The organism is Actinoallomurus sp. CA-150999 (assembly GCF_050942425.1).
In the GTDB taxonomy this organism is placed as follows: Bacteria; Actinomycetota; Actinomycetes; order Streptosporangiales; family Streptosporangiaceae; genus Actinoallomurus.
In genome coordinates, this window is the sequence record NZ_CP192063.1 from 3,524,014 (window position 1) to 3,550,336 (window position 26,323).

The window sequence follows — 26,323 nt, forward strand, 5'->3', positions numbered from 1 at the left end:
GTCGGATCGCGTCAGCGCGAGGTGAGGAGCCCGGCAATGGCATCAACGACATCACGCAAATCGACCACGTCCACCGTCTCCGGCACCACGGCGCTCGCCTACTGGGGCGACGAGCTGCGCTTCTACCGCGAACAGGCAGGACTCACCCAGGAGCAGCTGGGCCGCGCGATCCACATGTCGCCCTCCATGATCGCCATGGTCGAGACGGGCAGGCGCGCGCCCCGCATCGAGTTCATCAATGCGTGCGACGGCGTCCTGGGCACCAACGGTGCCCTCGCCCGCCTCTGGAAGAGGATCATGGAGCACTCCTATCTCGAGTGGTTCCGCCCCTTCGTCGAGGTCGAATCCGAGGCCACCGAGATGCTCAAGTACGAGCCACAGGCCGTGCCGGGCCTCCTCCAGACCGAGGACTACGCTCGTGCGCAGCTGGCGATGGGCTATGTCCGTGAATCCGATAAAGAGATCGAGAAGCACGTCGCCGCGCGGATGAGTCGTCAGGAGATTCTCACTCGCGACAATCCGCCGTTCCTGTGGGTGGTCCTCGACGAGGCCGTGCTCCGCCGTCCGGTTGGCGGCGCCGAGGTGATGCGGGACCAATTCGCCCGGCTCGTGCACGTCTCACAGCTGCCGCACGTCGTGCTCCAAGTGCTGCCGTTCACGGCCGGGGCGCATGGCGGTATGAGCGGCCCGATGACCTTGTTCACCCTCCCCGACGACACGAAGCTGGTCTACGCTGAAGCCTTCGGTGGCGGGCAGATCATCGGGCTCCCGCAGGAGGTCACGAACTGCCATACCATTCTCGACTTCTTGCGTGCCTGCGCGCTCCCGCCCGACGACTCCGTCCGGATGATCGCAGACCTGATCGGAGAATGATGAGCGGCGAGGTCCAGTGGCGTAAGAGCAGTCGCAGCAGCAGCCAGGGCGGTGACTGCGTCGAGGTCGCTCGGTTGAGCGCTGGGCAGGCGGCCGCCGAGGCGACTTCGGGCTGACGCGAACGCGCCGGCCGGGAAGTAAGACCGACCGGCGCGTCTCGAGCTACAAGGCGGCGGCCCCTAACCGAGGTGCCTCGCGAAGAACTGCAGCGCGCTGTCGGTTTCGAACGCGGGGATTTCCCCGTGGTCGCCGGGGTTGGCGTGCAGGGTCTTTTCGGGCGAGCCCAGGGCGTCGAACAGTGCCAGGGCCTGGTCCCTGTTCACCAGCGAATCGTCCCATTGGAGCAGGAACTGCACCGGCACGGTGACCTTGGCGGCGGTCTCGACCAGCCCGTGTACGCCGAGCAGGCCCAGCACCGCGGCGCGGATCCGGGGTTCGGCGGCGAGCAGCGGCACGCCGAGACCGCAGCCCATCGACACACCCCAGTAGCCGACCGGGCCGGCGCCCACATGGTCGAGCTCCTGGACCGCGGTCAGTACGGCCTGCCAGTCGGCGACGGCCTGCCCGGCCAGTAGGTCGTGCATGGCCGCGACCAGTTCGGCCGGATTCTCTCCGGCGGCCATGCGGGCCCGCCAGTCGTCCACGAGCTGGATGAACTGGTCGTCTTTCGGCCGGTCGCCGTGGTCAGGGGCGTCGATCGCGGCGACGGCGAAACCCCCTTCGGCGGCGAACCGGTGCGCACCGGCCAAGACGCCGGGGGCTTTCTTGTGCTGGCCGCCGCCGTGTCCGATGAGGATCAGCGGACGGGGGCCGGTGGCGTCTTGCGGCGTGAAGAGCACGCCGGGGATCTCGCCGAGGGCGAAGGACTGTTCGGTGACGCCGTCGGCCGACGTCTGAGAGGTGAAGTTGAAGCGCATAGCGTCTCAAGGCCTTTCAGGTGCCTTGTGCGGGCGCTCCCTAGGCCATGCGCGGGAGGGAGGCCCGACCTGTCATCACAGCGTTGATCGGTCTCACCTCCTCCAGTCGCGGTGCTGCACGGCGCCGCCGAACTTATCACAGAGACCTCGGCGCCGATCTAGCCCATGCCGACTCGTTGGACCGATGGCTCGATGAGCGCGACGACGCGCTCCTCGGCGCGCGTGTAGGGCTGCCCGATGTACCTGGTCGCGATCCGGTCGATGACCTCCCAGGCGGCGTCTCCTTCGAGCCACTCGACCACCCGGCCGCGGACGATGACGGGGGTGAAGGGGTCGTCCGGTGGCACGAGGGAGAGGGCGACGCGTGGGTCGCGGCGCAGGTTCCGCGCCTTGCGGGATCCGGGGCCGGTGAGGATGGCGACCCGGTCGCCTTCGGCACCGACCCAGAGCGGAACGGAGTGCGGTGATCCATCCGGCAGGACCGTGGCGAGATGGGCAACGGCAGTGGTGCCGAGCAGGCGGCGTACGTCGGGTTCGAGCATGGGCTTTCCCTCACTTCTCGACTTGGTAGCGCAGGTGGGTGACTCCGGGTGCGGGCAGAGCCTCGATGAGGCTCAGTCCGATGTGGGTGGGCAGTTCCTGAAAGAAGCGGCGGCCCTCGCCGTGGTCTGCTCGTCCGTCGCCTCGGGTGGCGCCGTACGGTGGCTGACCACGAAGAGCGGAGCCGTCGGGTGCGGGCCCGCGCCTCCGAAGCCATCGGAGTCGTCGTACGTGTTCCGGCCCGTGACGACGGCACCGACGCGCCCCGCGAGTTCGTCGAAGATGGAGCGGCTCGGCTCGTACAGCCGGAAGCCGGGGAACAGCCGGCTCGGGGCGTCGCCGTCGCCGTACCAGCCGAAGAGGGTGCCACCATCGCCGAGTCCGTGTCCGGGACCGGGACCGCGTCCGGTGATGAAGCCGTCGACGGAGACGGCCAGTGCGGTGAAGACCTTGCCCATGGGGTCCTTCCTGGATGCGGGTGATGGCTCCGCTGTGGACGCTAGGGCGGCGCGCGCTCGACGGCTTGAACGAATCGTGCGCGTCGCCTGCCGGCGAGATCTCGCTACGCTGACGGCGTGGATCGCGCCCAGGCGTACGACGAGCGTCTCCCGCTGCCTGCCCTGGCAGCCCGGGTCCGTACGGTCTGGGTCCAGCGCACCGGTCCACGGCCGGTGCTGCAGCGCAACCTGCCCACCGGAGGCGTCGAGCTCCACTGCCCGATCGGCGCCACGCCACGGCTGGTCGGACCGCTCACCCGTGCCAAGGTCGAGATTCTGCCTCCCGGCCTGACGATCGTGGGCGCGAGGTTCTGGCCGGGTGCGGCATCGCCTCTGCTCGGCGTGCCCGCTGACGAGCTGGTCGACCAGCTCGTGCCGTTCGACGACGTGTGGGGTGCGGCGTCGGACCTGTCGGCCCGGCTGGCGAAGGCTCCCGGGCCGGACGCGGCACTGCGGTCGCTGCAGCTCGACCTGGTGCGCCGCCAGGCGCGTACGCCACCTCCGGACTCGCTCGTGGCCGAGGCGGTGCGGCGGCTGATGCCGTGGCGGCCGACGGGAGTCGGCCCGCTGGCGGAGGACCTGGCGATCTCGGAGAGCCAGTTGCGGCGCCGATTCCTGGCCGAGGTCGGCATCGGGCCGAAGACGCTGCAGCGAACGCTGCGCTTCCAGGGCTACCTCGCGCTGGCCCAGGCGGCGAAGCAGGGCAGTCGGGTGGCCGACCTGGCGGCCGAGGTCGGGTATGCCGACCATGCGCACCTGGCCCGCGAGTGCCTGCGGCTGACCGGCCAGACTCCGCGAGAGCTGCTCGGCGACGCGGTCGACCGGTGCGGGTGCGGGCACGACCACGCGGCGTCGTACGGATCGTTCCTGGCCGCTCGCCCACGTGCCGCACTGACGGGCTGAGGACGCTCGTTCCGCTCAAGCCGGAGATGCCCGCGCGGACCTAGCGTCGGACGGGTGCGAGAGTTGCGTTCCTTGCAGGCGGCCCTCGACGGCGAGCTGATCACACCGGATTCACCCGCGTACGACGCGGCACGCCGTCCAGCGCCGGCCCGATTTCACGACGTGCGCCCGATCGCCGTCGTCAGATGCGCCTCCACCCGCGACGTGACGACCACGCTCGCCTTCGCGAGGCACAGCGGCACGCACGTCGTCCCCCGTGGAGGCGGCCATTGCTTCGCGGGCCGATCCTCGACGGCGGGTCTGGTCCTCGATCTGGGCCACCTCGACGCCGTCACCGTCCGCCCCGACGGGCGCGCGAGGATCGGCGCGGGCGCACGCCTGGCACAGGTCGACGACGGGCTGCACCGATCCGGCCGCGCCATGCCGGCCGGCTGTGGTCCCACGGTCGGGATCGCCGGCCTCACCCTCGGCGGCGGGCTGGGCCTCATGGGACGACTCCACGGGCTGACCTGCGATGCCCTGCTGAGCGCCCAGGTCGTGCTCGCCGACGGGCGCGTCGTCGACTGCGACCTCGATCGCGAACCGGAGTTGTTCTGGGCGCTGCGGGGCGCGGGCGGGGGGCAGTTCGGGGTGGTCACCTCCTTGGTGTTCGCCACGGTCACCGAGCCGCGCGCCACGCGTTTCGAGGTGCGCTGGCCCGAGGCGGCGGCCGTCGACGTCGTCAGCGGGTGGCAGGTCTGGGCATCCGAGGCCCCGGACGACGTGACCGCCAACCTGAGCCTCGTCGCCGCGCCAGGCCACCCGCTGCGCGCCGTCGTCTTCGGCGCCGCGCTGCGCCACGCCGAGCCCACCATCGTGCTCCTTGAGAGCCTGGCCGCCCGCGTGGGCGTCGAGCCCGAGATCCGCCATCACGTCCTGACCTGGCGTGATCTGAAGCGATCGTTCGCCGGTGAGGAGTCGCGCAGCACAGTGCCGACGGTCAGCCGTTCGGAGTTCTTCTCCCACCCGATGCCGGCATCGGCGGTCGTCTCGCTGATCGACGAGTTCACGTCCGGGGCGGCCCCCGGCCGGCGCGAGCTCAACTTCACGGCCATGGGCGGCGCGTACAACCGCGTGCCGCCGGACGCGACGGCGTTCGCCCACCGCGGCGAGCGGTTCCTGCTGGAGCACGTCGCCCACGACGGGGACCATTGGCTCGAACGATCCTGGGCGCTCGCGCACGCCCACGCATCCGGCCGCGTCTATCCGAACTTCCCCGATCCCGATCTCGACGACTGGGCGACCGCCTACCACGGCGAAAACGCCGAGCGCCTGCGAGCGGTCAAGCGCGATTACGATCCCGAGAGGCTCTTCCGCTTCCCGCAGGCGATCTGATGGCGCGCGACCTCGCCGAGGTCGTGACAGGATCGGCGGATGGTTGCCGGACCTCCGGAAAGGTGCCCGACCGGGCCCTGCCGGCGCTGCTCGTCGCGTACGCTCCTCGGCGGCTCGCGATGAGTTTCCACTCCGGTGACGGTCAGATCAGGGGATACGCGACCTCATAACGGTGATCAAGGAGTGGTTCGATGCGGAAGATAACCGCCGGCCTGTTCATTGCGCTCGACGGCGTCGTCGAGAACCCCCACTATTGGCACTTCCCGTACTTCAATGACGAGATGGGCGCGGCCGTCACCGCCCAGCTGGGTGCCGCGGACACGCTGCTGCTCGGCCGCAAGACCTACGACAGCTTCGCCGGTGCGTGGCCGGACCGTGAGGCCGCGGGCGGCGAGGACGCCGGTATGGCCAAGGCGCTCGGCGACGCGCGCAAGATCGTGGTCTCGAACCAGGATCTCCAGTTCACCTGGCGCAACTCCGAGCTGCTGCGAGGCGACTTGGTCGAGGCCGTCACCGCGCTGAAGAACGAGCCGGGCGCGACGGATATCGCGATGAGCGGTTCCGTCTCCGTCGTACGTCAGCTGCTGGCCGCCGGTCTCCTTGACGAGCTGCACCTGCTGGTCCACCCGATCGCCATGCGCAAGGGCATGCGCCTGTTCGACGAGGGCGACTCTCCGATACCGCTGCGGCTCGTCTCGTCCCAGGCCTTCGCCACCGGCGTCATGCACCTCATCTACGCCCCGGACGAGTCGGCCCGCACGGGCACGTACGACGATGCCAAAGCGCATCTGCCCCAATCTGAGAACGGCTGACTTTCACGACCTCGAAGGCCTCACCGGGGCGGATTACGGGACTCTCTTCCGCCCCGGGCTACTGCCCTCGTTCTGCGCTGTTTCGTCAGACTGAAATGTTCTCAGCCTCAATGAACACCGCAGAACGAGGGCGTACTCAGCCGACCGGCGCGCCGAACCACTTGGGCAGTCGGCTGAGCAGATCCGCCTGGTCTTCGCCGACCCAGGCCACGTGGCCGTCCGGTCGCAGCAGCGCCGCGGGCACGTCCAGTTCCTCACTGACGTCGACGACATGGTCGACCCGATCCGCCCACCCGGCGACCGAGAGCCGGCCGGTCTGGTCGAGCAGCAGTCCACGGCCGCCGTGCATCAACTCGTACAGGCGCGCCCGCTTCAACCGCACGTCGCGCAACCGTCGGCCGAGCAGTGCGTGTCCCTCGCCGAAGTCGTAGCGGATCCCGACCGCGATGATCTTCTCCATCATGTACCGGTGCACGTCCTCGAACTCCATCAGTTCCGACAGCAGCCGGCGTACGGACTGGGGGCCCGGCTCGGGGGACAGCAGCTCGATCTCCGCGCGGGTGTGGTCCAGCACGCGGGCGGCCACCGGGTGCCGTTCGGTGTGGTAGCTGTCCAGCAGCCCCTCCGGTGCCCAGCCGCCGACCTCGGCGGCCAGTTTCCAGCCGAGGTTGAACGCGTCCTGAATGCCGAGGTTGAGGCCCTGCCCGCCGATCGGCGGGTGGATGTGCGCCGCGTCGCCGGCCAGCAGCACCCGGCCGGTCCGGTAGCGCTCGGCCTGCCGGGTGGCGTCGCTGAAGCGGGACAGCCAGCGCGGTGAGTGCACGCCGAAGTCGGTGCTGGCGTACACCCGCAGCCGCTGCTTGAATTCCTCGAGGGTCGGCGGGACCGTACGGTCCTCGGCCACCCCTTCGGCGGGCACCACGACGCGGTACAACCCGTCCCCGGAGGGCGCGTAGGGCCCGAGACCGAACCCCCGATGCGTCTTGCGGACTTCGGCCACCACGGCGGCCACCTCCTCCGGTGCCGCGGTCACCTCCATCTCGCCCAGCAGCGTCTCGGCCCTGGCGGGCTCGCCGGGGAAGCCGACGCCGAGCAGCTTGCGCACCGTGCTGCGGCCGCCGTCGCAGCCGACGAGGTAGCGCGAGCGCAGCCGCGTGCCGTCGGCCAGCTCGGCGGTCACTCCGTCGTCGTCCTGGCTCAGCCCGACCAGTGCGCAGCCGCGCCGGACCTCGGCGCCGAGCTCGGTGGCGTGCTCGGCCAGCAGGCGCTGGGTGCTGGGCTGCGGAATGCCGAAGACGTACGGGTACGTGGTGTCCAGCCGTTCGGGCGCGGGCTTGCTGATGCCGGCGAAGTAACCACGGAGCGGGTGCTGCTTGCCGTGCGCGAGGAACCGCTCCAGCAGACCGCGCTGGTCCATCACCTCGACGCTGCGCGCGTGCAGGCCGAGCGCGCGGACCTGCCTGGTCGGCTCCGCGTCCTTCTCCAGCACGAGCACGTGCACGCCGTGCAGCCGCAACTCACCGGCCAGCATCAAGCCGGTCGGCCCGCCCCCGGCAACGATCACGTCGAACATGAAAGCCCCCCATTCGAAAAGATTGCATCTCGGCCAGCCGCTCCGCGCGGTTCAGCGGCGCACATCCACGAGCACACGTACGCGAACCCCCGAATTTCCGCAGGCCCTGGCCTCGGCGGACGATTTTGCAGCACGACCCGGGTCTTGCCGCAAGCCCCCCAGTGCGCTATAGATTGAAAATGGAGGGAGTACCGAACCCTCGCCTTTCCCGCCCAAGAAAGTCGGCGTGCGCCTGACGAAGTAGCCTCCGGTCACGTCGGCGACCTCCGCGGAGCAGGCCAGGTACACCGGGGTATCGGGACCGGGCTGGAAGGGACCTGCGCTTGTCCGCGCGTCGATCGTGCGGAACCATGACCGGATGGCGGCAGTTGGCGTGGATGAGCAGCATGCTCTCGATATGGCGATAGGGAACCTGGTCCTTCGTGAGATGTACGAGGAGGACACCTGGGCTGAACTCACGATCAAGATCGATCGGGTTCGGCACTATTTCATGCTCCGAGCCGATACACAGCCAGGCATCGATCCGGCCGGCGAACTGCATCACGCCATCGCCCAATTGGTCAATGTGCATGTCCACGCCGGTTCAGACCTGACAACAGCGATCTACCGCTACGACAAGGACCCCAACGGTCGATGGGACATGGTCGCTCGGTTCTCCTATGCGCCCGATCTCTCACCGAATGAGTGACCCTTCGGGTAGCCGGCCCCTGGGCGGGCGTTGCCCGCGCGCTGCGCCGTTACGTTTTCTGGGTGGCGTCCGAAGAGGACAAGCTGGCATTGGTGCAGGACGAGGCGTCGCCGTTCTTCACCACCGCGCATTTCGACGGCCACCTGTCCGTGCTATTGAGGGCTAGCCGTATCGGAGAGCTCACCCGGGAGGAACTGGCGGAGATGGTTCAGGACGCGTGGTTGTCACGCGCGTCGGCCCGCCGAGCCGCAGCCTGGCTCAACGCTCACCCCCCGAAATGATCACATCCCGTTCGCCGGAGCATCGGACGGAGGGCCCGGGCGCCCTCGGGTGCTCTCAGCGGGTGGCGAGTGCTTCGACGCGGGCGTGCAGGTGCGGCACCCAGTCCTCGGACTCCGGTTTCATCAGCACGCTGCGGAGGATCCGCGCTCCGTCGGCGTCAGAGGTGATCTTCGGGTGGCGGGCCGCCATCGCGCCGGCGTCCACGCGCAGCGTACTGAGGAACACCGGGTCGTCCGGGTCGGCCATCCCGTCCCGCAGGATCCGGGCGCCGGCCTCGTCGATGCGTGACAGCGCCATCGGCTCGGTGGCCGGGAAGTAGCCGACGATGTCGAGCTCCGGCCACTGGTACAGCTCGATCGACGGCGACGCCTCGATCAGCCGCGCCCACTCCAGCGCGGCGCGTCGGCCGGCCGCCAGCACCCGGCCGAGCCCCTCGTTCGTCGGAGGCAGCAGGCGGAAGGTGAGCCACAACGCCGCCGCTGCCGCCCCCGCCCGCGAGCATTCCAGACTGATCTCGCCCAGGTGCAGGTCGTCGGAGGTGAAGTAGGTGTAGGGCGAGTCGTGCCGGTAGAACCGGCCGACCGTCGGGTCGCGGAACAGGACGGCGCCGCAGCCGTACGGTTGCAGGCCGTGCTTGTGCGGGTCCACCACCACCGAGTCGCACCGGGCGATGGCCCGCCATGGCTCGGCGGCCAGCCCCTCGGGTCCCTCCGCGCCGGCCAGGAGGGTGAAGAAGCCGCCGTACGCGGCGTCCACGTGGATGCGGACGCCGTACCGCTCGCGCAGGGTCAGCGCCTCGTGGATCGGGTCGATCGCGCCGAGCCCCGTTGTGCCCGCAGTGAGCACCACCGTCCCGACGCGGCCGGTGCGCAGCAGCGCCTCCAGCGCGTCCAGGTCGATGCGGCCGCGGGCGTCGGCCGGGACCGGGTGCGCCTCGATCCCGAGGACACCGCACATGCGCGCGTGCGTGTAGTGCGCCTCGGCGCCGAACGCGACGCCCCGGCCGGGGTGCAGCTCCCGGGCCACGAACAGCGCTTCGAGGTTGGCGATGGTACCGCTGCTGGTCAGATGGCCCAGGTGGTCGCCGAAGCCGAACATCGCGGCGAGCTGCCGGACCACCTCCCGCTCCATCCGCGCCGTGGCCGGGCCGCCGTCGAGGGCGTGGTTGTTCGGGTTGATCAGCATCGTGGCGAGGTATCCGGCGACGGCCGCCGGGTGCGGCGGCTTGAGCATCTGACCGGCGTAGCGGGGGTGGAAGAACGGATAGTTGTCCCTCAGGCGCTCGGTGAGCGCCGCGAACTCCTCGGCGAACCGCTCGTCCCCCACCTCCAGCGACGGATGCGGCCGGTAGGGGCCAAAACCCGCCGACCACTCCCGTACGGAGTCCAGCGCCTCGCCGAGCCAGTATCGAAGATCCATGGTCGAATCAGACATCCACGCCTCGAATCGTTTGGCTCCAAATAAGCTAGCTGAGGCCGATTCTGGCGGTCAAGCATCGCATCGACAGGGTTACGACGTGACATCGACTGGGGTATCGTTTGGTTCCCAATGAAATCTATGGGAGGCGGGCTGGCTCCCGCTCGCGGTCCGGGCCTCACCCGATCTCTTGGGGACCCGATCCGTCCTCCGGCGGGAGCCGGCGAGCGGCCTGATCGAGGATCTCCGTGACGTGGAGGCCGAAGGCGGCGTCGCAGTCATGAGCTCGGCCGGTGCGGGCCGAGTCGATCAGGGTGTCGATCATCCGCCGCAGCGCGGTCACCGCTGTGTCCTCGCTCGACGGCATCGCGGTGACGCCGTGGGCGCCGCGCAGCTCCACCGCGGCGCCGGAGGCGGGGCCCGGTGCGGTGAGGGTGAGCGTCACGGTGCTGGACGCGCCCGCCTCGTGCCGCAGGACGAGGTGCACCGTGTCGCCCGGGCCGGTCGTGGCGGTCGCCACCTCGCGTACGTCGCCGAGAACGGGAAGCAGCACGGACAGGGCGTGCGGGCCGACGTCCCACAGTGCCCCCTTCTCGTGCCGCCACGGCGAGTTCGCGAACGGCCCGCCGTCGAGCGCGCCGATCCACGCCGCGTGTGCGGTGAACCAGCCGCCCTTCCGGGCCTGCTCGGCGATCCACGCCCGTGGCTCATCGGTGAACCGGGAGGTGAAGAAGACCGCCGAGGCGACACCGGTCTCCTTCACCGCGTCCGCGACCTCCCGGGCGGCGGAGACGTCGATGGCCAGGGGCTTGTCCAGCAGAAGGTGGCGGCCGGCCCGCGCGGCGCGTACGGCCAGCGGCGCCTGGACGGCCGGCGGGAGGGCGATCGCGACCGCGTCGCTGTCGGCGACCAGGGCGTCCACGTCCGCGTACGCGCGGGTGCCGAAGCGATCGGCGAGCGCGCCCGCCGCCTCGGGCCGTCGGCCCCAGACTCCGGTGAAGTCCACCTCGGGGTGGTCGCGCAGAGCCGGCGCGTACGCCAGCAGCGCCCACGGGCCGGTGCCCAGAAGCCCGACGCGCATGCGTCCGCCGCGGCCCATCACCGCCCGCCCTCGACGAGCCGGGCGAGGTCGGCCCGCGCGTGACCGCTCATACCGTCGGGAACCCGCCACTTCGTCATCGCGTTCGGCCCGCGGCTACGCGGGCTGCCCGTTCACCTCGAGGGTGACGCCCGGCTTCTCGGTCCAGAAGGCGAGCAGCCCCGTGATCTCCTCGACCCTCGGGAACGGCTCCGGGTAGGACCAGACCACGTCCTCGGCGACACCGTCACCGGTCTCCACCGACCAGTAGCGGGCGTCACCCTTGAACGGGCAGTGCGACGTCGTCGCCGACGGCCGGAACAGATCCGTTTTCACGTCCTCCGGCGGCAGGTAGTACCGCGCCGGGCAGCCCGTCTCGGTGAGGACGACCGGCCGCGACGAGGTCGCGACGACCGTGTCCTTGATCCGCACCACGACCTGGTCCGAGCCGGGTGTGACCTCGATGTCATGTCCCTTCGTGTTCATGCCTCGATCCTTACATCTTTGGCGCGAGATTCCAGTGCCGCCCCGCTCCTGGAAGAATCGCGACCATGGTCACCACGGCGGAGCGGGCGCGCGGTACGGCGAAGACCCCGGATCTGGCCGTGCTGCGGCGGCTGCGGCTGGCGAAGGACCTCATGGACCGCGACTGGTCCGAGCCGCTCAACCTGGACGCGGTGGCCGCGCACGCCGGTTACTCCCGCTACCACTTCGTCCGGCGGTTCCGGGACGCGTACGGCGAGACGCCCGGCCAGTACCTCACCCGGCGCCGGATCGAGCGCGCGCAGGACCTGTTGCGTTCGGCCAACCTGACCGTCACCGAGATCTGCATGTTCGTCGGCTTCACAAGTCTCGGGACCTTCTGCACCCGCTTCCGGCGGCAGGTCGGCATGACGCCGAGCGAGTTCCGCGCGCAGGCGCACCGGTCCGTCCCCGCGCCGATCCCGGGCTGTTTCGTCATGCTGTGGGCCGGCGGCTTCCGCGCCGACTGAGCAACATTCGAGAATCCGCAGTTCAAGGCCGTTCCCTACGGTGGGTTTCGTTACCTCACGCGAAGGAGCGAAGCCATGATCACCGGACTTGGACTGGCCACGATCTGGGTCCTGGACCAGGACTCGGCCAAGGAGTTCTTCACCGAGAAGCTCGGCCTGGAGCTCCGCAACGACATGACCCTCGGCGAGGGCGGCATGCGCTGGGTCACCGTGGGGGCGAAGGGCCGGCCGGAGCTGGACCTCACCCTCATGATCCCCGGCCCGCCGTCGCTCGACGCGGAGTCCGCGGAGCAGCTCAAGGCGCTCATCGCGAAGGGCGTCCTCGGCGCCGGGGCGTTCACCACCGACGACTGCGTGGCCGAACACCGGGCGCTCGCCGCGAAGGGCGTCGAGTTCCTCCATGAGCCGCAGCGTCGCCCGTACGGCATCGAGGCCGTCTTCCGCGACGACTCGGGCAACTGGTACAGCCTCACCCAGCCGTTCGAGACCCTCGACGAGAGCGCCGACTGGGGAGACGTCTGCAGCGGCTGAGGAACCGTACGGCCGCCGTGACCGTTCACCGGGAACGGCGGCCGTGCTCGGCCGTCCGCTCCGTCTCACCTGCCACGATGTGCCATTTGTGCATCATTCGACTACCTTGGGCGTTCGTGCGTAGTTTCGAACCCGGGGGAGTGAGATGACCGAGACGGCCGTACATCCCGGTTTGACCGCCGGGATCTGGACCATCGACCCGGCGCATTCGGAGATCACCTTCAGCGTCCGGCACCTCATGACGACGGTGCGGGGAAGCTTCACCGATTTCGGCGGGAGCATCGAGATCGCCGACGATCCCTTCCTCTCCACCGCGACCGCCGAGATCGCCATCGAGTCCATCGACACCCGCAACACCGAACGCGACGCCCACATCCGCTCCTCCGAGATCATGGACATGGCGAACCACCCCGCCATGACGTTCACCGCCACCGGGGTCGCCCCGGCCAGGACCGGCCGCCGCGCCCGCCATCCCCGCTACGGCGTCGACGGCGACCTGACCATCCGGGACATCACCCGCCCGGTCCACCTGATCACCGAGTTCCACGGCACCAGCGTCGATCCCTGGGGTGGCCTGCGGGCCGGGTTCACCGCCTCCACGCGGATCCTGCGATCGGACTTCGGCATCCAGTTCAACGTCCCGCTGCAGGGCGACCGCCTCGTCCTCGGGGACGAGATCGAGATCGGGCTGGAGATCCAGGCCGTCCTCGCCGACGGCTGACTCGGCCCGAGCCGTCGGTCGGTAGGTCCCGGTCGCGCCGGAGGCCACCGGATCCCGTCGGCCGGTTCCCTCCTCGGCCGGTCGCCCGCGCCGGGCCGGGGGAGCGGCCGGCCTTCAACCCGGGGCCTTCGCGAAGGCGATGCCGAGCGGCGCCGCGTCCAGCGGCTTCGTGCCCGTACCACCCGCGATCGTCGCGATCACCGCGTCCGACGCCGTGCTGATCACCGAGACGCTGCCGGAGAAGACGTTGCCGACCCACGCCTCCGCGCCGTCCGGTGTGATCGCCACCCTGGACGGCAGCTTCCCGACCGCGACCGTACGCCGCACCTTCCGCGTCGCCGTGTCGACCACCGCGACGACGTTGGCGTTCATCCGGCTCACGTAGGCCTTGGCGCCGTCCGGCGTCACCTGCACACCCCACGGCTCATCCCCGACACGGATCCGGGCGCGCTCCCGGCCGCTCGCCGCGTCGAGCACCGACACCGTGTCCGCCCGGGGATTCGTCACGTACAGCGTCCGGCCCGTGTGATCCACGGCGATCCCCTGCGGGCCCGCCGCGTCGCGGATCCTGCGGACCACCCGGTCGCCCCGGGCGTCCAGCACCGCGACACCGGTGTCGTACGTCACGTACGCCCGCGCGCCGTCCGCCGCGAACACCACCTGCCGGGGAGCGGTCCCGACCCGGATGCTCCGCACGACGGTGTCGGACCGAGTGTCGATCACCGCGACGGTGTCCGCGCCGCCCTTCCCGGTGTCACCTCCGGTGACCGTCGCGTACACCTTCGTCCCGTCCGGGGAGACCGCCACGTCCCGGGGGTACGGGCCCACGTGAAGCGGCCGCGCCGAGCCACTCGCCGGATCGACGACGAGCACGTCGTACTGGCCGGTGTCGGCGACGTACAGCTTCCTGCCGTCCGGCGTCGCCGCCACGCCCTGCGCCGCGTCGGTCTCGATGTTGGTCGCCACGATCCGGTGCGTCGCCACGTCCACGGTGGCCACGCTGTACCCGCCGGTCAGGGCCAGGTACGCGAGGTACGGGCCCGTCGCACGCCTGGCCTGCGGCTGTACGCGCGACGGTTCCCACTTCGCGCCGCCCGGGGCGCTGTTGCCCGGCCGCGGCCGTGGACCCGGCCCCGTCAGCCCGAGCGCGGAGCCGGCGGGCACGGTGAGGACGACCAGACCCGCGACGCCTCCCGCCGCCAGGAGCAGACGCCGCCGTGAGATGTTCTTCGGCACGGTGAAACTCCTTCCCGTCCGCCGGGCTCAGCCGCGAGGCCGAGGCCGGGAACCCTTCTCCTGCTGGGGCGGGGTCTGCTCGGCTCCCGGGAACCGCGGCGCCGGCAACCGCTCGACCGCCTCCACCGCCTGCGCCAGGTCCCTCTTCGTGCCCGGGAGGTGCGGCGGACGGCCGTGGGCCGCCATCCCCAGCGCGGACGCCATGTCCCCGAACGCCTGCCGCCGCCACGCGCTGAGGTTCGGCACCCGGACGCCGGTCAGGCGCTCCAGAAGGCGGAGCGTCGACGTGTGGTCGAACGGCTCGCGGGCCACCCAGCCGCCCTGCGTCCAGGGCGAGACGAGGAGACACGGCACGCGGAAGCCGCCCCCGATCGGCAGGCCCAGGACGAACTCGTCCGGCGTGCCCGCCGGAGGCACCGGGGGAGGGACGTGGTCGAACAGCCCGTCGTTCTCGTCGTAGTTGAGGATGAACAGCGTCTTGCGCCACACGTCCGGATTGGACGCGATCGCGTCGATCTTGCTGGCCACGTAGTCGGCGCCGGCCGCCGGGGTGTAGTCCGGGTGCTCCGACTGGTAACTGGTCGGGATGATCCACGAGACCGTCGGAAGCCGGTCGTGGGCCGCGTCGTATTCGAACCGGCCCGCCTCGTACGTGCGCAGCCCGTTGCGGAACAACGGTGAATCGGGCGTGGCGTTCTGAAACGCATCAAAGTATTCGAGGACGTTGCAGCCGTAATTGTCTACCTCCTGGTAGACCCGCCACTCGACGCCTGCTTCGGTGAGCGCCTCCGGATATGTCTTCCATCGGTACGGGGCGGGATCCCGGTTGCTGACGACCGGGCCGCCCAGCGTCCCGCCCGGGTCGATGGTGCCGCTCATCAGGTACAGCCGGTTCGGCCACGTCGGCCCCATCACCGAACAGAAATAGTTGTCGCAGATCGTGAACGACTCGGCCAGGGCGAAATGGAAAGGAATGTCCGCGCGGGTGTAATGCCCCATCACGTACGGGCCGTTCTCCCCGTCGGCCGCCCGGTGCGCCGGAAGCCAGTTGTCCATCTTCCCGTTGTTCCACGCCTGGTGCTGCACCTTCCAGGCGTGACTCGTCGACGGGATCGCCTGCGCGTTCGTCGTCCGCGTGTCCAGGTGGAAGGGCAGCAGGTAGCCCGTTGGGTTGAGCGAGTCCGGCTGGTAGAACACCGACCGTCCGGTGCTCAGCGTGATCGCCGCCGGATCCGAGAAACCGCGCACCCCCGGTAGCGTCCCGAAATAATGGTCGAACGAGCGATTCTCCTGCATCAAGATGACCACATGCTTGATGTCCGAGAGGCGCCCCTTACCCGGCGACGGCGCCTCCGCCATCGCCCGCCTCACATTCGGCGGCAGGAACTCCGCGGCGAACGCCGCCGCGGCCATCGCTCCCGCCGAACTGAACAGGCGGCGGCGGGTGAGTTCGGGCATCTGACACACGCTCCCGTCGAACCGAGGACCAGGAAAGACAAATAGAAAATGCCCATAGGCGGGGGTCGGACGCAACGTGAACGGACTAACGGCTGTCGATGATCATGCGACGGAAACGTTAACCGCGACAAACGGCAACACCGAGAGTCATGGCCGTATCAGGCCAGAAAAGGACCTATTGCGGCCATCCATGATTAGCCGTGGACCGCCAGCGCCGTCCCCGCGAGCCCACCCGCCCGGACGCTCACCCGTACGCACCCGTACGCACGCCCGCCTGTACGCCCGCCAGGACGCCCGCCCGCCTGTACGCCCGGATGCCAGGAACTCGTCGAGGCCTTCGCCGCCTGAGGCGGCACGCGGACACGCCCGGCCCGGCCCGACTTCCCGATCCGGCTGCCGTCCGGCGTATCGCGGCATACCCTCCTAAATGGCGGAAGGGGCCAGTGTCGGCCCCTTCGGTCTAGACCAATACGTGAACACTGGGCAACGCCGACCTGCACGAATGCGCGTACTGCCCAGTAACTACCTAGGGTTGTAGCGTGAGTCGCCGAGCAAAGATCGTCAGCACGATAGGTCCCGCCTGTTCCAGCAAGGAACGGATCCACGCCCTCGTCGAGGCGGGGATCGACGTCGCCCGGCTCAACATGAGCCACGGCACGCAGGAACAGCACGAAGAGGTCTACGGCTATCTCCGGGAGGCCTCCAACGCCACCGGACACAGCGTCGGCATCCTCGCCGACCTCCAAGGACCCAAGATCCGGCTCGGCCGATTCGCCGACGGACCCGTCCGCCTCACCCTCGGCGACGAGTTCACCGTCACCACCGAGGACGTCCCCGGCGACCGCAGCGAGGTCTCCACCACCTACGGCGGACTCCCCGGCGACGTCGCCCCCGGTGACACCATCCTCATCGACGACGGCCGCGTCGTCCTCAACGTCACCGCCGTCGACGGCCCCCGCGTCCGCACCCGCGTCCTCGTCGGCGGCATGGTCTCCGACCACAAGGGCCTCAACCTCCCCGGCGTCGCCGTCAGCGTCCCCGCCCTCACCGAGAAGGACGAGGACGACCTGCGCTTCGCCCTCCGCCTCGGCGTCGACATGGTCGCCCTGTCCTTCGTGCGCAGCCCCGCCGACGCCGAGACCGCTCGCCGCATCATGGAGGAGGAAGGACGCACCGTCCCCCTCCTCGCCAAGGTCGAGAAGCCGCAGGCCGTCGACCATCTCGAAGAGATCGTCGAAGCCTTCGACGGCATCATGGTCGCCCGCGGCGACCTCGGCGTCGAGCTGCCCCTCGAGCAGGTCCCGATCGTCCAGAAGCGCGCCATCGAGCTCACCCGCGAGAAGGCCCGCCCGGTCATCGTCGCCACCCAGATGCTCGAGTCCATGATCAGCGCGCCCCGCCCCACCCGCGCCGAGACCTCCGACGTCGCCAACGCCGTCTTCGAAGGCGCCGACGCCGTCATGCTCTCCGGCGAGACCAGCGTCGGCGACTACCCCATCGAGTCCGTCCAGACCATGGGCCGCATCGTCTGCGCCGCCGAAGAGCACACCCTCCGCGCCAGCCACTCCCTTGACCGCGTCCCCGAGACCGTCGGCGGCGCCATCGCCCGCGCCGCCGCCGAGGTCGGCGCCACCGTCGGCGCCAAGGCCCTCGTCGCCTTCACCATGTCCGGCGAGACCGCGCGGCGCCTGTCCCGCTACCGCTCGCCGATCCCCCTCCTGGCCTTCACCGCCCGCGCCGAGACCCGCAGCCAGCTGGCCCTCGTCTGGGGCGTCGAGACCTTCATCGTCCCCGAGGTCTTCCACACCGACGATATGGTCCGCCAGGTCGAAGCCGCCGTCCTCGACGCCGGCCGCCTCCAGAAGGGCGACCGCGTCGTCATCGTCGCCGGCTCGCCCCCCGGCACCCCCGGCTCCACCAACGCCCTGCGCGTCCACCGCATCGGCGACGCCATCGCCACCCACCCGGCGTCCTGACACCGGACCCGGCCGAGTGCGGGCCATCGCCCTCAAGGGGAAGCGATGACCCGCACCAACCGGGCGCACCCGGCCGCTCACCACGTGCCGGGTAAATGATCAGTCCGGGAGGGCCCGGCCGATCGGTAGGCTCCCGGGCCATGCCACCGGGGACCGACGCACAGGCGGAGTTCGACCAGGGCCTCGCGCTCCTCGGCCAAGGCCGGTACGACGCGGCGAAAGAGACCCTGCGCGCGGCGGCCGAGCACGGCCACGCCGCCGCGGCCACGACCCTGGGGCGGCTGCTGTGCCTGGACGCAGACTCCTGGCTGCCCACGGACACACCCGGCGAGGACTACGTCTCGGCCGCCGAGCCATGGCTCCGGCGCGCACTCCACCTCGACCCCGACGACCGTACGGCGGCGCTCCTCCTGGCATCCCTCCTGGACCGGCAGCTCGAGATGATGCGCCGGCAGGACCCCTGGGGCACCGTCTGGGTGGACGAGATCGACACCGGCGAGAACGACCCCGACGACATCTGGCAGGCGGCCCTCACCCGCCGCCACGACGAGGCGATCCGCCTGCTGGAGCACCTCCTCGACCTCGACCCCACCGACGAGTCGGCCGCCGCCACACTCGTCGCTGTGCACAAGGGCACGTGGGCGCACCACCTCGACGAGAACCAACGACACGAGCCACCGCTGCCGGAATCCGACACGACCGGCCGCGCCCTCCTGGACCACCTCCTCACAGCGGCCCGCCGCGCCGCCGAACTCGACCCCTCGGACGCGCTGCTCGCCATGGAACTGGCCGACGCCCTGCGCTGGAACGGATCACCGGAAGCCGCCCAGTGGCTACGCCGATTCACCACGCTGCGCCCCGAATGGACGAAGCCGGGCTCCATACCGCCCCGGCACCCCGACGATCCCCCAGAGGGATTCCCGTCCGAAGGCCGGTACGGCTGGTACGTCCTTGAATTCGGGCAGATGGTCGACAACTACGGCACCAACGCCTTCGAACGGCTGATGACCGCCGACCCGGCCGAACTGCGCTGGGCAAGCGAGGGACTGTTCCGCAACCTGCGCGGCGACCCCTTCCACGGAGACGCGCCAGGCGACGACCAGCCGCCGGAGTGCCTCACCCTGTCGGTCTACGACGCGGGCCACGACCGCGGCGACATCGACCTCACCCCGTACCTACGGACCGCCCCCGACGTGGCCCCGCGCGTCGACTGGTCGGCGTTCTCGATCCCACCGCTGAAGAGCACACCCCTGCCACCCGGCCGCCCCGCGCTGTCCTGGCTCTCCCTCGGACCGGACACCGTCCACTACGGCTTCAGCGACGACCCGCACTACTGATCGCCGCCAACTCGTCGACCGCGCGCCGTTGGACACTGGGCTTTGCCCCCGCCCAGGCGCGCGGCATGCTGGAAGCATGAGCGAAGACCGCGAACCGCAGGACGACGCGCAGCCCCAGCGCTCCGCCCGCTGGAGCGACCTCCCGAAACGCCCCGACCCCGAGGACCTCAAGGCCGAACACCGCGACCCGGCCGTCCCCGGCTCGGTCCTCAGCGCGCCGGACGCCGAGAAGGAGTTCTTCATCCGCCACGCAGCTGGCTGATCAGTACTTCGGCCCCACGAACCCATCCAACCGCGCCACCGCATCGCGGCGAGCGACGGAGATGTTGTTGCGGTTGGAGTGCCTCCAGGCGATGCCGAGCCTGTCGAGGGCATCTGTGAAGAGCTGGGTGATGTCGGCCGATTCATTGGTGAAGAAGTAGCGCGGGTATTCGTACCAGCGGTCGCCGGTCTCGGTCGCATGCCGCACTCGGTTGGTCGATCGGCTTCCGTCGGAGTGGATCAACCCACGGACGAACGGTTTTGTGAACCGCTCGACCAGCTCCTGCTGCCAGCCATCCAGCGTGATCTTCCGTGTGTGCTTCTTGCCCGGGCCGTGCTGAGGGAACATGCACGGCCAGTGCTTCGAATGACTGTTGATCTCCGTGCATCCGCCCAGTGGAAGAAAGCGAACCTTGTTGTCGGGGCGGATCGCGCGGATGGCATCTGCGCACTCGGTCTGCAGGCCCGGGTACTTGTCGGCGCAGAAGATGCGCAAAGACCAGATGCGTTTGGCGGGATCGCCGACCGGGCTGATACAGCCATCTCCGAGGTAGAGGCCGAGAAGGTAGGCGTATTTGTCCTCCGGCGCGAGGGACGTCGGCTGACTGCCACAGCGAGGGCAGGAACGAGCCGGGGCGACGGGCATCCCCTGGTCGGCCCGCAACTGCCAGTCCCGGATGGCCCACCGAGAGATCTGCGTGCGTCGGCTGACCTCGGCGACGGTCAGCCCTTGGGCGAGGAGCTCTAAGGCGCGGTTACGCGAAGCGACGTCATACATGCGCTCAGTGTTGCAGCGCGATGCGACAAAACCGCCGTCCGCTGCGGACGGCGGTTCACAAAGTGCCCCGAGTGGGATTCGAACCCACACTAGATGGTGTTTGAGACCATTTCCTCTGCCATTGGGATATCGGGGCCTATTTCCTGACATCCAGTCATATGTCCAATTTGGTGCCCGGTAGTGCCACCCGGGTCGGGTACCAGGGTAGCGGGTCCGGGTACGCTCGTGCGCGTGACCGAGAGCGCGCGTCGAGTTGTGATCGCTGAGGACGAGGCCCTGATCAGGCTCGACCTCAAGGAGATGTTGGAAGAAGACGGCTACGAGGTCGTCGGTGAGGCCGGGGACGGGGAGACGGCCGTTCGCCTGACCATGGAGCTCGTGCCGGATCTGACGATCCTCGACGTGAAGATGCCTGTGCTCGACGGGATCTCGGCGGCGGAGCGGATCGCCGCCGGGCGGGTCGCGCCGGTGGTCATCCTGACGGCGTTCTCCCAGCGGGAGCTGGTCGAGAGGGCGCGCGAGGCTGGAGCCATGGCCTACCTCGTGAAGCCGTTCACGAAGGCGGACCTGGTGCCCGCGATCGAGATGGCGGTGAGCCGGTTCCAGGAGATCAAGAGCCTCGAGGCCGAGGTGAGCTCCCTGGAGGACCGGCTGGAGACCCGGAAGCTGGTCGATCGGGCCAAGGGGCTGCTGCAGAGCGCGCACGGGTGGTCGGAGCCGGAGGCGTTCCGCTGGATCCAGAAGACCTCGATGGACCGCCGGCTGTCGATGCGTGCGGTGGCGGAGGTGGTCATCGCGGGGAGCGGGAGCGCCGGCGAGGACGCGGGTCGGACGGCCGAATAGCCGGGCGCTGTGTGTCCGTAACCTGCCTGAAATGCGGTGATCTGGGGCGCTACGCTGCGTAGCCGACCGTAACGGAAACTGGTGTTTTAGGGCACGGACCAGTAACGAAGCAGTAACACCCTAGCTGGGGGACTACTGCTCGTAGGCCGCTGCTCGGTGTACTACCCACCGAGCCCCCAGGAAACGTGCAATTCCGCCCGCGCCGAGTCCACGACCTGGGTGCGTAAACGTGCCTGATCCAGGCCGATTCGGACGGAAGGACAGCTACCTTGCGGAGCAGATTTTTTACGGTTGTCGGCGTGGTGGCGGCGAGCGCGACACTCGCGCTCGGCGCGTCCGCGTGTGGTGGCAAATCGAAGAGTGGCGGTGGAGACAGCGTCACGATCGGGTTCATGGGCGACCTGACCGGTGAGAACTCCGGTCTCGTCATTCCCCCCAAGCAGGGCGCGCAGCTGGCGATCGACCAGTACAACGCGACGAACCCGAAGGTCAAGATCACCCTCAAGACCTACGACAGCCAGGGCAAGGGCGAGCAGGCCGTGCCGCTCGCCAAGCAGGCCATCACCAAGGACAAGATCGCCGGTCTGATCGGCCCGACGTTCTCCGGCGAGTCGGCCCAGGCCGACCCGGTGCTGGAAGAGGGCAAGGTCCCGAACATCTCGTCCTCGGCGACCAACGCGGCGCTGGCGACGCACGGCTGGAAGTTCTGGCACCGCGTCATCGGCAACGACAACGTGCAGGGCACGGGGATCGGCGGGTTCATCGCCAACTCGCTGAAGGCCAAGAAGGTCTTCATCATCGACGACGCCTCCGAGTACGGTAAGCCGCTCGCCGCGACCGTGAAGTCCACGGTGGAGAAGGCCGGCGCGCAGACGTCCACGGACTCGATCGACATCCAGGCCTCGGACTACTCCTCGACGGTCAACAAGGTCAAGGCGTTCAACCCGGACGCGATCTTCTTCGGTGGCTACTACGCCCAGGGCGGCAAGCTGATCAAGCAGCTGCGCGAGGGCGGCGTGAAGGGCCGCTTCCTGTCCGGCGACGGTTCGCTGGACAAGGGTCTGGCGCAGGGCGCCGGCGGTACGAACGCCGACGGTTCGGTCATCGGCTGCCCGTGCCTGATCGACCCGAGTGGTACGGCGAGCGCGGCCAGCAAGAAGTTCGCCGACGACTACAAGGCCAAGTTCAACGCGGACCCGGCGATCTACTCGGCGGAGGGCTACGACGCGGCCACCGCGTACATCTCGGCGGTCAAGGCCGGCAACACGACGCCGGAGAAGATCAACGACTACCTGTCGAAGATCGACGTGCCGGGTGTCTCGAAGCAGATCAAGTTCAGCAGCACCGGTGAGCCGACCGCGACGGACGTCTACGTCTACCAGGTCAAGGGCGACCAGCTGCCGCTGCTGGGCAACGCCAAGAACGCGACGGTCAAGTAGCCCGCCTGCCAGACGGCGGCCTTGAGATACGCGCAGGGGCGGGAGCGACACGTGCGCTCCCGCCCCTGCGGCAAAGGCGACGACATTGAACAATCTCTTCAGTCAATTCTGGCCGTACACCATTGATGGGCTGGCGCTGGGCTCGATCTACGCGCTGGTGGCGCTCGGCTACACGATGGTCTACGGCGTTCTGCGCCTCATCAACTTCGCGCACTCCGAGATCTTCATGATCGGGACGTTCGCGGTCCTGGGGGCCCTGCACGCGTTCGGCATGCCGGCCAATGTGGGCGGTTTCGCCCTGGTGGGCCTGGTGCTGGCGCTCGCGGTGGTCGGCGGTGTCGCGTCGGGCGGCAGCGCGGTGATCCTCGAGTACGTGGCGTACCGGCCGTTGCGGCGGCGCGGGGCGTCGCGTCTCGCGGCACTGATCTCGGCGATCGGCGCGTCCCTGTTCCTGCAGCAGCTGTTCGCGCGGCTGGTGATCCCCAAGGCGTTCAACCTGCCGAAGGAGAAGGGCGCGCTGCCGGTCCAGGGGCACTTCGTGCACCGGAGCGATGTGATCCACATCGGCAGCTTCGAGGTGGCCAACGACCGGTTCATCGTGATCGTCGGTGCGGTCCTCATGATGGTCGCGCTCGATCTGTTCGTGAACCGGACGAAGCTCGGCCGCGGGATCCGCGCAACGGCGCAGGATCCGGAGACGGCGGTGCTGATGGGCGTGAACATCGACCGCATCGTGACCGCGACGTTCGCCCTCGGCGGTGCCATGGCTGGTGTGGCGGCGGCGCTGTACATGCTGCGGATCGAGGAGACGAAGTTCGATGTCGGCTTCCTCCTGGGCATCAAGGCGTTCACGGCCGCGGTGCTGGGCGGTATCGGCAATCTCCGCGGTGCGCTGGTCGGCGGTATCGTGCTCGGCGTCGTCGAGATGTGGGGCGCCGCGGTCTTCGGCTCCGAATGGCAGAACGTCGTGGCGTTCAGCGTTCTGGTGCTTGTCCTCATGTTCCGTCCCACCGGCATTCTCGGTGAGTCTCTCCAGCAGGCGCGCGCATGAACGATTCGACCAACCGAAACCCGCTCGCCCGTGCGCGGGACGGGTACTCGTCTTTCCTCGATTCGCTCCGTGACCGGTGGGCGACCGCTCCGCGCTGGGTGCGCTGGGTGGTCTACCTGCTGCTGATCGTGGTGGCGATCATTCTTCCGGCGGACGGCATCGGCAGCTTCATGTCGCCGTACACGGACTGGCCGACGCTGCTGTTCTTCCCGATCGGCGGGTACATCCTGCTGGCGATCGGCCTGAACGTGGTGGTGGGTCAGGCGGGTCTGCTCGACCTGGGCTATGTCGCGTTCTTCGCGATCGGTGGCTACGGGATGGCCATGCTCGGGACGAAGGCAGGCCTGGACTTCTGGGAGATCCTGGTCCTCGGCGTGCTGCTGTCGGCGGGGTCGGGCATTCTCCTGGGCGCTCCGACGCTGCGGCTGCGCGGTGACTATCTGGCGATCGTGACGCTCGGGTTCGGAGAGATCGTCCGGATCACGGCGAACAACTGGAACTACATCGGTGGCCCGAACGGCATCGGTGGCATTCCGCATCCGCCGACGCTGACCGAGTGGACGATCCCGGACAACGGGTTGTTCGACGCGATCGGGATCGGCGGGGTGCAGCCGTTCAAGTACGGCGCGCTGGACGGCAAGCCGTACTACTACCTGATGCTGTTCCTGATCGTCCTGGCGATCATCTTCGCGAAGCGGCTGGAGAACAGCCGGGTGGGCCGGGCGTGGGCGTCGATCCGGGAGGACGAGGACGCGGCCGAGCTGATGGGCGTTCCGACGTTCAAGTTCAAGCTGGCGGCGTTCGCGATCGGTGCGGCGATCGGTGGCGCGAGCGGCGTGGTGTACGCGTCGCAGGCGGTGTCGATCATTCCGACGAACTTCCCGTTCATCCTGTCGGCGACGATCCTGGCGGCGGTGGTCCTCGGTGGTTCGGGCAACCTGCCCGGCGTCATGCTGGGCGCGTTCCTGGTGGCGTGGATCCCGGAGCGGATCCGTGGCCTGCAGGAGTACCGGGTTCTGGTGTTCGGTGGGGTGCTGGTCCTCCTGATGGTCTTCCGGCCGGAGGGTCTGTGGCCGTCGCGGCGCCGTAAGGCGGAGCTCGCCGAGGGTGAGGGCGGCATGGGCAGCATGGGTGCCGAGGTCGGCGGTCCGGTGACCGTCGGAGCGGGTGAGGGGGCCGAATGAGCGAGACGGCAGCCGTGCCGACGGAGGAGAGAGCCGGTACGCCGATGCTGGATCTCCGCGGCATCACGATGCGCTTCGGCGGCGTCGTCGCGATCAACGATCTCAACCTGACGATCAACGAGGGTGAGATCTTCGCGCTGATCGGCCCGAACGGCGCCGGCAAGACGACGGTGTTCAACGTCGTCACCGGCGTGTACCGGCCGACCGAGGGCCAGGTGGTCTTCGACGGTGGCCGGATCGACGGCAAGAAGCGGTATCAGGTCACGAAGCGCGGCGTGGCGCGTACGTTCCAGAACGTCCGGCTGTTCCACAACATGTCGGCGCTGGAGAACGTCATGGTGGGCGCGGACGCGCATCACCGCGCCGGGATCGCCTCGGCGGCGCTGGGCCTGCCGTGGCACCGCCGTGAGGAGCGCGACGGGCGGGAGAAGGCCCGTGAGCTGATGGAGTTCGTCGGGATCGCCCAGCGGATGGAGGAGACGGCGAAGAACCTTCCGTACGGCGACCAGCGGCGGCTGGAGATCGCGCGTGCACTGGCGACGGATCCGAAGCTGCTGCTGCTGGACGAGCCGGCCGCCGGGATGAACCCGACGGAGAAGGAGCAGTTGCAGGGGCTGATCCGCAAGATCCGGGACACCGGGCGCACGGTGCTGCTGATCGAGCACGACATGAGCCTGATCATGGGCATCAGCGACCGGATCGCCGTGCTGGACTTCGGTCAGAAGATCGCTGAGGGTCTGCCGGCTGAGATCCAGAACAACCAGCGGGTCATCGAGGCGTATCTGGGGGTCCCCGCCGATGCTTCTTGAGATCAAGGACATCCACGTTTACTACGGCAAGATCGCGGCGCTCAAGGGCGTGTCCGTGGAGGTCGACGAGGGCGAGGTCGTCACGCTGATCGGCGCGAACGGCGCCGGCAAGACGACGACGCTGAAGACGATCTCGGGGCTGCGTCCGCTGACGCGCGGCAAGATCCTGTTCAACGGCAAGGACATCAGCAAGGTGCCGGGGCACAAGCGGGTGCTGATGGGCATCGGGCAGTCGCCCGAGGGCCGTGGCATCTTCCCCGGTATGACGGTCGTCGAGAACCTCTACATGGGCGCGTTCGCGCGCAAGGACGAGGTGGAGAAGGACCTCCAGGAGGTCTACGACCTGTTCCCGCGGCTCGCCGAGCGCAAGAACCAGGCGGGCGGCACGATGTCCGGCGGTGAGCAGCAGATGCTGGCGATCGGCCGGGCGCTGATGACCAAGCCGAGGGTGCTGCTGCTGGACGAGCCGTCGATGGGTCTGGCGCCGAAGCTGATCCAGCAGATCTTCGAGATCATCACGGAGATCAACCGGCGGGGCACGACGGTGCTGCTGGTGGAGCAGAACGCCCAGCAGGCGCTGCAGGTCGCGCACCGCGCGTACGTCCTGGAGACCGGCAGGGTGGTCAAGTCCGCGGAGGCGAGCGCGCTGCTGGACGACCCGCAGGTGCGCGCGGCGTACCTGGGTGGCGGCGCGGAGGCGGCCGCCGGTCCGAGCGACTGAGGTCCCCGTCCGGGGGGTGGTGGCTCGCGCTGC

29 protein-coding genes and 1 tRNA gene are annotated in these 26,323 nt (G+C 69.2%); 19 read left to right on the top strand and 11 right to left on the bottom strand.

What is annotated here, in order from left to right; all coding sequences use genetic code 11:
• The first annotated feature begins 36 nt into the window (after nt 1-36).
• Nucleotides 37-873: a helix-turn-helix domain-containing protein gene (locus ACQP2O_RS16750; protein WP_433185375.1), complete on the top strand. Its 837-nt coding sequence runs from the start codon at nt 37-39 to the stop codon at nt 871-873.
• Nucleotides 873-989 (top strand): DUF397 domain-containing protein, encoded by a 117-nt coding sequence (locus ACQP2O_RS16755; protein WP_433185378.1) that lies wholly within the window; start codon nt 873-875, stop codon nt 987-989. Before ACQP2O_RS16750 ends, ACQP2O_RS16755 begins: the two co-directional genes overlap by 1 nt.
• A 63-nt stretch (nt 990-1,052) precedes the next feature.
• Here ACQP2O_RS16755 and ACQP2O_RS16760 read toward each other — a convergent pair whose 3' ends face one another.
• The 3 genes from ACQP2O_RS16760 to ACQP2O_RS16770 form a co-directional block, all read right to left on the bottom strand.
• On the bottom strand, nt 1,053-1,790 hold the full coding sequence (locus tag ACQP2O_RS16760) for a dienelactone hydrolase family protein (protein WP_433185380.1): 738 nt from the start codon (nt 1,788-1,790) through the stop codon (nt 1,053-1,055).
• Between the two features lie 158 nt (nt 1,791-1,948).
• Entirely contained in the window at nt 1,949-2,332 is a 384-nt protein-coding gene (locus ACQP2O_RS16765) for a TIGR03618 family F420-dependent PPOX class oxidoreductase (protein ID WP_433185383.1), read from the bottom strand.
• Between the two features lie 72 nt (nt 2,333-2,404).
• Nucleotides 2,405-2,788 carry a hypothetical protein gene (locus ACQP2O_RS16770; protein ID WP_433185385.1) on the bottom strand — a complete coding sequence of 128 codons (384 nt, stop codon included), beginning with the start codon at nt 2,786-2,788 and terminating at the stop codon, nt 2,405-2,407.
• Nucleotides 2,789-2,905: 117 nt separating this feature from the next.
• On the opposite strand from ACQP2O_RS16770, the gene ACQP2O_RS16775 reads away from it, so the two are divergent.
• The 3 genes from ACQP2O_RS16775 (at nt 2,906) to ACQP2O_RS16785 (ending at nt 5,916) form a co-directional block, all read left to right on the top strand.
• Complete coding sequence (locus ACQP2O_RS16775; RefSeq protein WP_433185388.1) at nt 2,906-3,730, top strand: helix-turn-helix domain-containing protein; 825 nt, start codon at nt 2,906-2,908, stop codon at nt 3,728-3,730.
• Between the two features lie 54 nt (nt 3,731-3,784).
• Nucleotides 3,785-5,104 carry an FAD-binding oxidoreductase gene (locus tag ACQP2O_RS16780; protein ID WP_433185390.1) on the top strand — a complete coding sequence of 440 codons (1,320 nt, stop codon included), beginning with the start codon at nt 3,785-3,787 and terminating at the stop codon, nt 5,102-5,104.
• A gap of 191 nt (nt 5,105-5,295) precedes the next feature.
• On the top strand, nt 5,296-5,916 hold the full coding sequence (locus ACQP2O_RS16785; protein ID WP_433185392.1) for a dihydrofolate reductase family protein: 621 nt from the start codon (nt 5,296-5,298) through the stop codon (nt 5,914-5,916).
• Between the two features lie 136 nt (nt 5,917-6,052).
• On the opposite strand, the gene rox is transcribed toward ACQP2O_RS16785, so the two are convergent.
• Nucleotides 6,053-7,489, bottom strand: coding sequence for a rifampin monooxygenase (rox, locus tag ACQP2O_RS16790; protein WP_433185395.1), 1,437 nt, complete (start codon nt 7,487-7,489; stop codon nt 6,053-6,055).
• Nucleotides 7,490-7,847: 358 nt separating this feature from the next.
• Here rox and ACQP2O_RS16795 point away from each other — a divergent pair, with 358 nt between their 5' ends.
• Both ACQP2O_RS16795 and ACQP2O_RS16800 read left to right on the top strand, forming a co-directional pair.
• A complete protein-coding gene (locus tag ACQP2O_RS16795) occupies nt 7,848-8,177 on the top strand; it encodes a hypothetical protein (RefSeq protein ID WP_433185397.1) in 330 nt (109 codons plus the stop codon).
• A gap of 62 nt (nt 8,178-8,239) precedes the next feature.
• Entirely contained in the window at nt 8,240-8,458 is a 219-nt protein-coding gene (locus ACQP2O_RS16800; protein ID WP_433185400.1) for a hypothetical protein, read from the top strand.
• A gap of 55 nt (nt 8,459-8,513) precedes the next feature.
• On the opposite strand, the gene ACQP2O_RS16805 is transcribed toward ACQP2O_RS16800, so the two are convergent.
• From ACQP2O_RS16805 to ACQP2O_RS16815, 3 genes are all read right to left on the bottom strand, one after another.
• The gene (locus ACQP2O_RS16805) at nt 8,514-9,878 is read right to left on the bottom strand and encodes a pyridoxal phosphate-dependent decarboxylase family protein (RefSeq protein WP_433185402.1); all 1,365 of its coding nucleotides are present in this window, start codon (nt 9,876-9,878) and stop codon (nt 8,514-8,516) included.
• Between the two features lie 175 nt (nt 9,879-10,053).
• Nucleotides 10,054-10,956 (bottom strand): Gfo/Idh/MocA family protein, encoded by a 903-nt coding sequence (locus ACQP2O_RS16810; RefSeq protein ID WP_433185405.1) that lies wholly within the window; start codon nt 10,954-10,956, stop codon nt 10,054-10,056.
• A gap of 114 nt (nt 10,957-11,070) precedes the next feature.
• Nucleotides 11,071-11,439 carry a DUF427 domain-containing protein gene (locus ACQP2O_RS16815; RefSeq protein ID WP_433185408.1) on the bottom strand — a complete coding sequence of 123 codons (369 nt, stop codon included), beginning with the start codon at nt 11,437-11,439 and terminating at the stop codon, nt 11,071-11,073.
• Nucleotides 11,440-11,504: 65 nt separating this feature from the next.
• Here ACQP2O_RS16815 and ACQP2O_RS16820 point away from each other — a divergent pair, with 65 nt between their 5' ends.
• The 3 genes from ACQP2O_RS16820 to ACQP2O_RS16830 all read left to right on the top strand — a co-directional run bounded on the left by ACQP2O_RS16820 (nt 11,505) and on the right by ACQP2O_RS16830 (nt 13,197).
• Entirely contained in the window at nt 11,505-11,945 is a 441-nt protein-coding gene (locus ACQP2O_RS16820) for a helix-turn-helix transcriptional regulator (protein ID WP_433185410.1), read from the top strand.
• A gap of 75 nt (nt 11,946-12,020) precedes the next feature.
• Complete coding sequence (locus ACQP2O_RS16825; protein ID WP_433185413.1) at nt 12,021-12,476, top strand: VOC family protein; 456 nt, start codon at nt 12,021-12,023, stop codon at nt 12,474-12,476.
• 145 nt (nt 12,477-12,621) lie between these two features.
• A complete protein-coding gene (locus tag ACQP2O_RS16830; protein ID WP_433185416.1) occupies nt 12,622-13,197 on the top strand; it encodes a YceI family protein in 576 nt (191 codons plus the stop codon).
• A gap of 114 nt (nt 13,198-13,311) precedes the next feature.
• Here the strand turns inward: ACQP2O_RS16830 and ACQP2O_RS16835 are convergent, their stop codons facing one another.
• Both ACQP2O_RS16835 and ACQP2O_RS16840 read right to left on the bottom strand, forming a co-directional pair.
• Nucleotides 13,312-14,433 (bottom strand): hypothetical protein, encoded by a 1,122-nt coding sequence (locus ACQP2O_RS16835; protein ID WP_433185419.1) that lies wholly within the window; start codon nt 14,431-14,433, stop codon nt 13,312-13,314.
• Between the two features lie 27 nt (nt 14,434-14,460).
• Entirely contained in the window at nt 14,461-15,891 is a 1,431-nt protein-coding gene (locus ACQP2O_RS16840; protein ID WP_433185422.1) for an alkaline phosphatase family protein, read from the bottom strand.
• Nucleotides 15,892-16,430: 539 nt separating this feature from the next.
• On the opposite strand from ACQP2O_RS16840, the gene pyk reads away from it, so the two are divergent.
• The 3 genes from pyk to ACQP2O_RS16855 all read left to right on the top strand — a co-directional run bounded on the left by pyk (nt 16,431) and on the right by ACQP2O_RS16855 (nt 19,466).
• Nucleotides 16,431-17,867, top strand: coding sequence for a pyruvate kinase (gene pyk, locus ACQP2O_RS16845; protein WP_360878613.1), 1,437 nt, complete (start codon nt 16,431-16,433; stop codon nt 17,865-17,867).
• A gap of 140 nt (nt 17,868-18,007) precedes the next feature.
• Complete coding sequence (locus tag ACQP2O_RS16850) at nt 18,008-19,204, top strand: tetratricopeptide repeat protein (RefSeq protein ID WP_433185426.1); 1,197 nt, start codon at nt 18,008-18,010, stop codon at nt 19,202-19,204.
• 76 nt (nt 19,205-19,280) lie between these two features.
• Nucleotides 19,281-19,466 (top strand): hypothetical protein, encoded by a 186-nt coding sequence (locus ACQP2O_RS16855; RefSeq protein WP_360878616.1) that lies wholly within the window; start codon nt 19,281-19,283, stop codon nt 19,464-19,466.
• Here ACQP2O_RS16855 and ACQP2O_RS16860 read toward each other — a convergent pair whose 3' ends face one another.
• Nucleotides 19,467-20,243, bottom strand: a complete 777-nt coding sequence (locus tag ACQP2O_RS16860) for a transcriptional regulator (RefSeq protein ID WP_433185429.1) — start codon at nt 20,241-20,243, stop codon at nt 19,467-19,469.
• 63 nt (nt 20,244-20,306) lie between these two features.
• Nucleotides 20,307-20,379: transfer RNA gene (locus ACQP2O_RS16865), tRNA-Leu, on the bottom strand.
• An 89-nt stretch (nt 20,380-20,468) separates the two neighbouring features.
• Here ACQP2O_RS16865 and ACQP2O_RS16870 point away from each other — a divergent pair.
• The 6 genes from ACQP2O_RS16870 to ACQP2O_RS16895 all read left to right on the top strand — a co-directional run bounded on the left by ACQP2O_RS16870 (nt 20,469) and on the right by ACQP2O_RS16895 (nt 26,290).
• Nucleotides 20,469-21,086, top strand: a complete 618-nt coding sequence (locus tag ACQP2O_RS16870) for an ANTAR domain-containing response regulator (RefSeq protein ID WP_433185432.1) — start codon at nt 20,469-20,471, stop codon at nt 21,084-21,086.
• Between the two features lie 299 nt (nt 21,087-21,385).
• Nucleotides 21,386-22,525 carry a branched-chain amino acid ABC transporter substrate-binding protein gene (locus tag ACQP2O_RS16875; protein ID WP_433185435.1) on the top strand — a complete coding sequence of 380 codons (1,140 nt, stop codon included), beginning with the start codon at nt 21,386-21,388 and terminating at the stop codon, nt 22,523-22,525.
• A gap of 85 nt (nt 22,526-22,610) precedes the next feature.
• On the top strand, nt 22,611-23,576 hold the full coding sequence (locus ACQP2O_RS16880) for a branched-chain amino acid ABC transporter permease (RefSeq protein WP_433185438.1): 966 nt from the start codon (nt 22,611-22,613) through the stop codon (nt 23,574-23,576).
• The gene (locus ACQP2O_RS16885) at nt 23,573-24,760 is read left to right on the top strand and encodes a branched-chain amino acid ABC transporter permease (protein ID WP_433185440.1); all 1,188 of its coding nucleotides are present in this window, start codon (nt 23,573-23,575) and stop codon (nt 24,758-24,760) included. The genes ACQP2O_RS16880 and ACQP2O_RS16885 overlap by 4 nt, the downstream gene beginning before the upstream one ends.
• Nucleotides 24,757-25,569 (top strand): ABC transporter ATP-binding protein, encoded by an 813-nt coding sequence (locus ACQP2O_RS16890; protein WP_433185442.1) that lies wholly within the window; start codon nt 24,757-24,759, stop codon nt 25,567-25,569. The genes ACQP2O_RS16885 and ACQP2O_RS16890 overlap by 4 nt, the downstream gene beginning before the upstream one ends.
• Nucleotides 25,559-26,290, top strand: coding sequence for an ABC transporter ATP-binding protein (locus tag ACQP2O_RS16895; RefSeq protein WP_433185445.1), 732 nt, complete (start codon nt 25,559-25,561; stop codon nt 26,288-26,290). The genes ACQP2O_RS16890 and ACQP2O_RS16895 overlap by 11 nt, the downstream gene beginning before the upstream one ends.
• Nucleotides 26,291-26,323: the final 33 nt, after the last annotated feature.

Excerpts from the sequence above, each read along its gene's own strand:
- ACQP2O_RS16750 (WP_433185375.1), top strand. The coding sequence starts at position 37 with ATGGCATCAACGACATCACGCAAATCGACCACGTCCACCGTCTCCGGC.
- ACQP2O_RS16755 (WP_433185378.1), top strand. The coding sequence starts at position 873 with ATGAGCGGCGAGGTCCAGTGGCGTAAGAGCAGTCGCAGCAGCAGCCAG.
- ACQP2O_RS16760 (WP_433185380.1), bottom strand. The coding sequence starts at position 1,790 with ATGCGCTTCAACTTCACCTCTCAGACGTCGGCCGACGGCGTCACCGAA.
- ACQP2O_RS16765 (WP_433185383.1), bottom strand. The coding sequence starts at position 2,332 with ATGCTCGAACCCGACGTACGCCGCCTGCTCGGCACCACTGCCGTTGCC.
- ACQP2O_RS16770 (WP_433185385.1), bottom strand. The coding sequence starts at position 2,788 with ATGGGCAAGGTCTTCACCGCACTGGCCGTCTCCGTCGACGGCTTCATC.
- ACQP2O_RS16785 (WP_433185392.1), top strand. The coding sequence starts at position 5,296 with ATGCGGAAGATAACCGCCGGCCTGTTCATTGCGCTCGACGGCGTCGTC.
- rox (WP_433185395.1), bottom strand. The coding sequence starts at position 7,489 with ATGTTCGACGTGATCGTTGCCGGGGGCGGGCCGACCGGCTTGATGCTG.
- ACQP2O_RS16795 (WP_433185397.1), top strand. The coding sequence starts at position 7,848 with ATGGCGGCAGTTGGCGTGGATGAGCAGCATGCTCTCGATATGGCGATA.
- ACQP2O_RS16805 (WP_433185402.1), bottom strand. The coding sequence starts at position 9,878 with ATGGATCTTCGATACTGGCTCGGCGAGGCGCTGGACTCCGTACGGGAG.
- ACQP2O_RS16810 (WP_433185405.1), bottom strand. The coding sequence starts at position 10,956 with ATGCGCGTCGGGCTTCTGGGCACCGGCCCGTGGGCGCTGCTGGCGTAC.
- ACQP2O_RS16815 (WP_433185408.1), bottom strand. The coding sequence starts at position 11,439 with ATGAACACGAAGGGACATGACATCGAGGTCACACCCGGCTCGGACCAG.
- ACQP2O_RS16820 (WP_433185410.1), top strand. The coding sequence starts at position 11,505 with ATGGTCACCACGGCGGAGCGGGCGCGCGGTACGGCGAAGACCCCGGAT.
- ACQP2O_RS16825 (WP_433185413.1), top strand. The coding sequence starts at position 12,021 with ATGATCACCGGACTTGGACTGGCCACGATCTGGGTCCTGGACCAGGAC.
- ACQP2O_RS16830 (WP_433185416.1), top strand. The coding sequence starts at position 12,622 with ATGACCGAGACGGCCGTACATCCCGGTTTGACCGCCGGGATCTGGACC.
- ACQP2O_RS16840 (WP_433185422.1), bottom strand. The coding sequence starts at position 15,891 with ATGCCCGAACTCACCCGCCGCCGCCTGTTCAGTTCGGCGGGAGCGATG.
- ACQP2O_RS16850 (WP_433185426.1), top strand. The coding sequence starts at position 18,008 with ATGCCACCGGGGACCGACGCACAGGCGGAGTTCGACCAGGGCCTCGCG.
- ACQP2O_RS16855 (WP_360878616.1), top strand. The coding sequence starts at position 19,281 with ATGAGCGAAGACCGCGAACCGCAGGACGACGCGCAGCCCCAGCGCTCC.
- ACQP2O_RS16860 (WP_433185429.1), bottom strand. The coding sequence starts at position 20,243 with ATGTATGACGTCGCTTCGCGTAACCGCGCCTTAGAGCTCCTCGCCCAA.
- ACQP2O_RS16885 (WP_433185440.1), top strand. The coding sequence starts at position 23,573 with ATGAACGATTCGACCAACCGAAACCCGCTCGCCCGTGCGCGGGACGGG.
- ACQP2O_RS16890 (WP_433185442.1), top strand. The coding sequence starts at position 24,757 with ATGAGCGAGACGGCAGCCGTGCCGACGGAGGAGAGAGCCGGTACGCCG.
- ACQP2O_RS16895 (WP_433185445.1), top strand. The coding sequence starts at position 25,559 with ATGCTTCTTGAGATCAAGGACATCCACGTTTACTACGGCAAGATCGCG.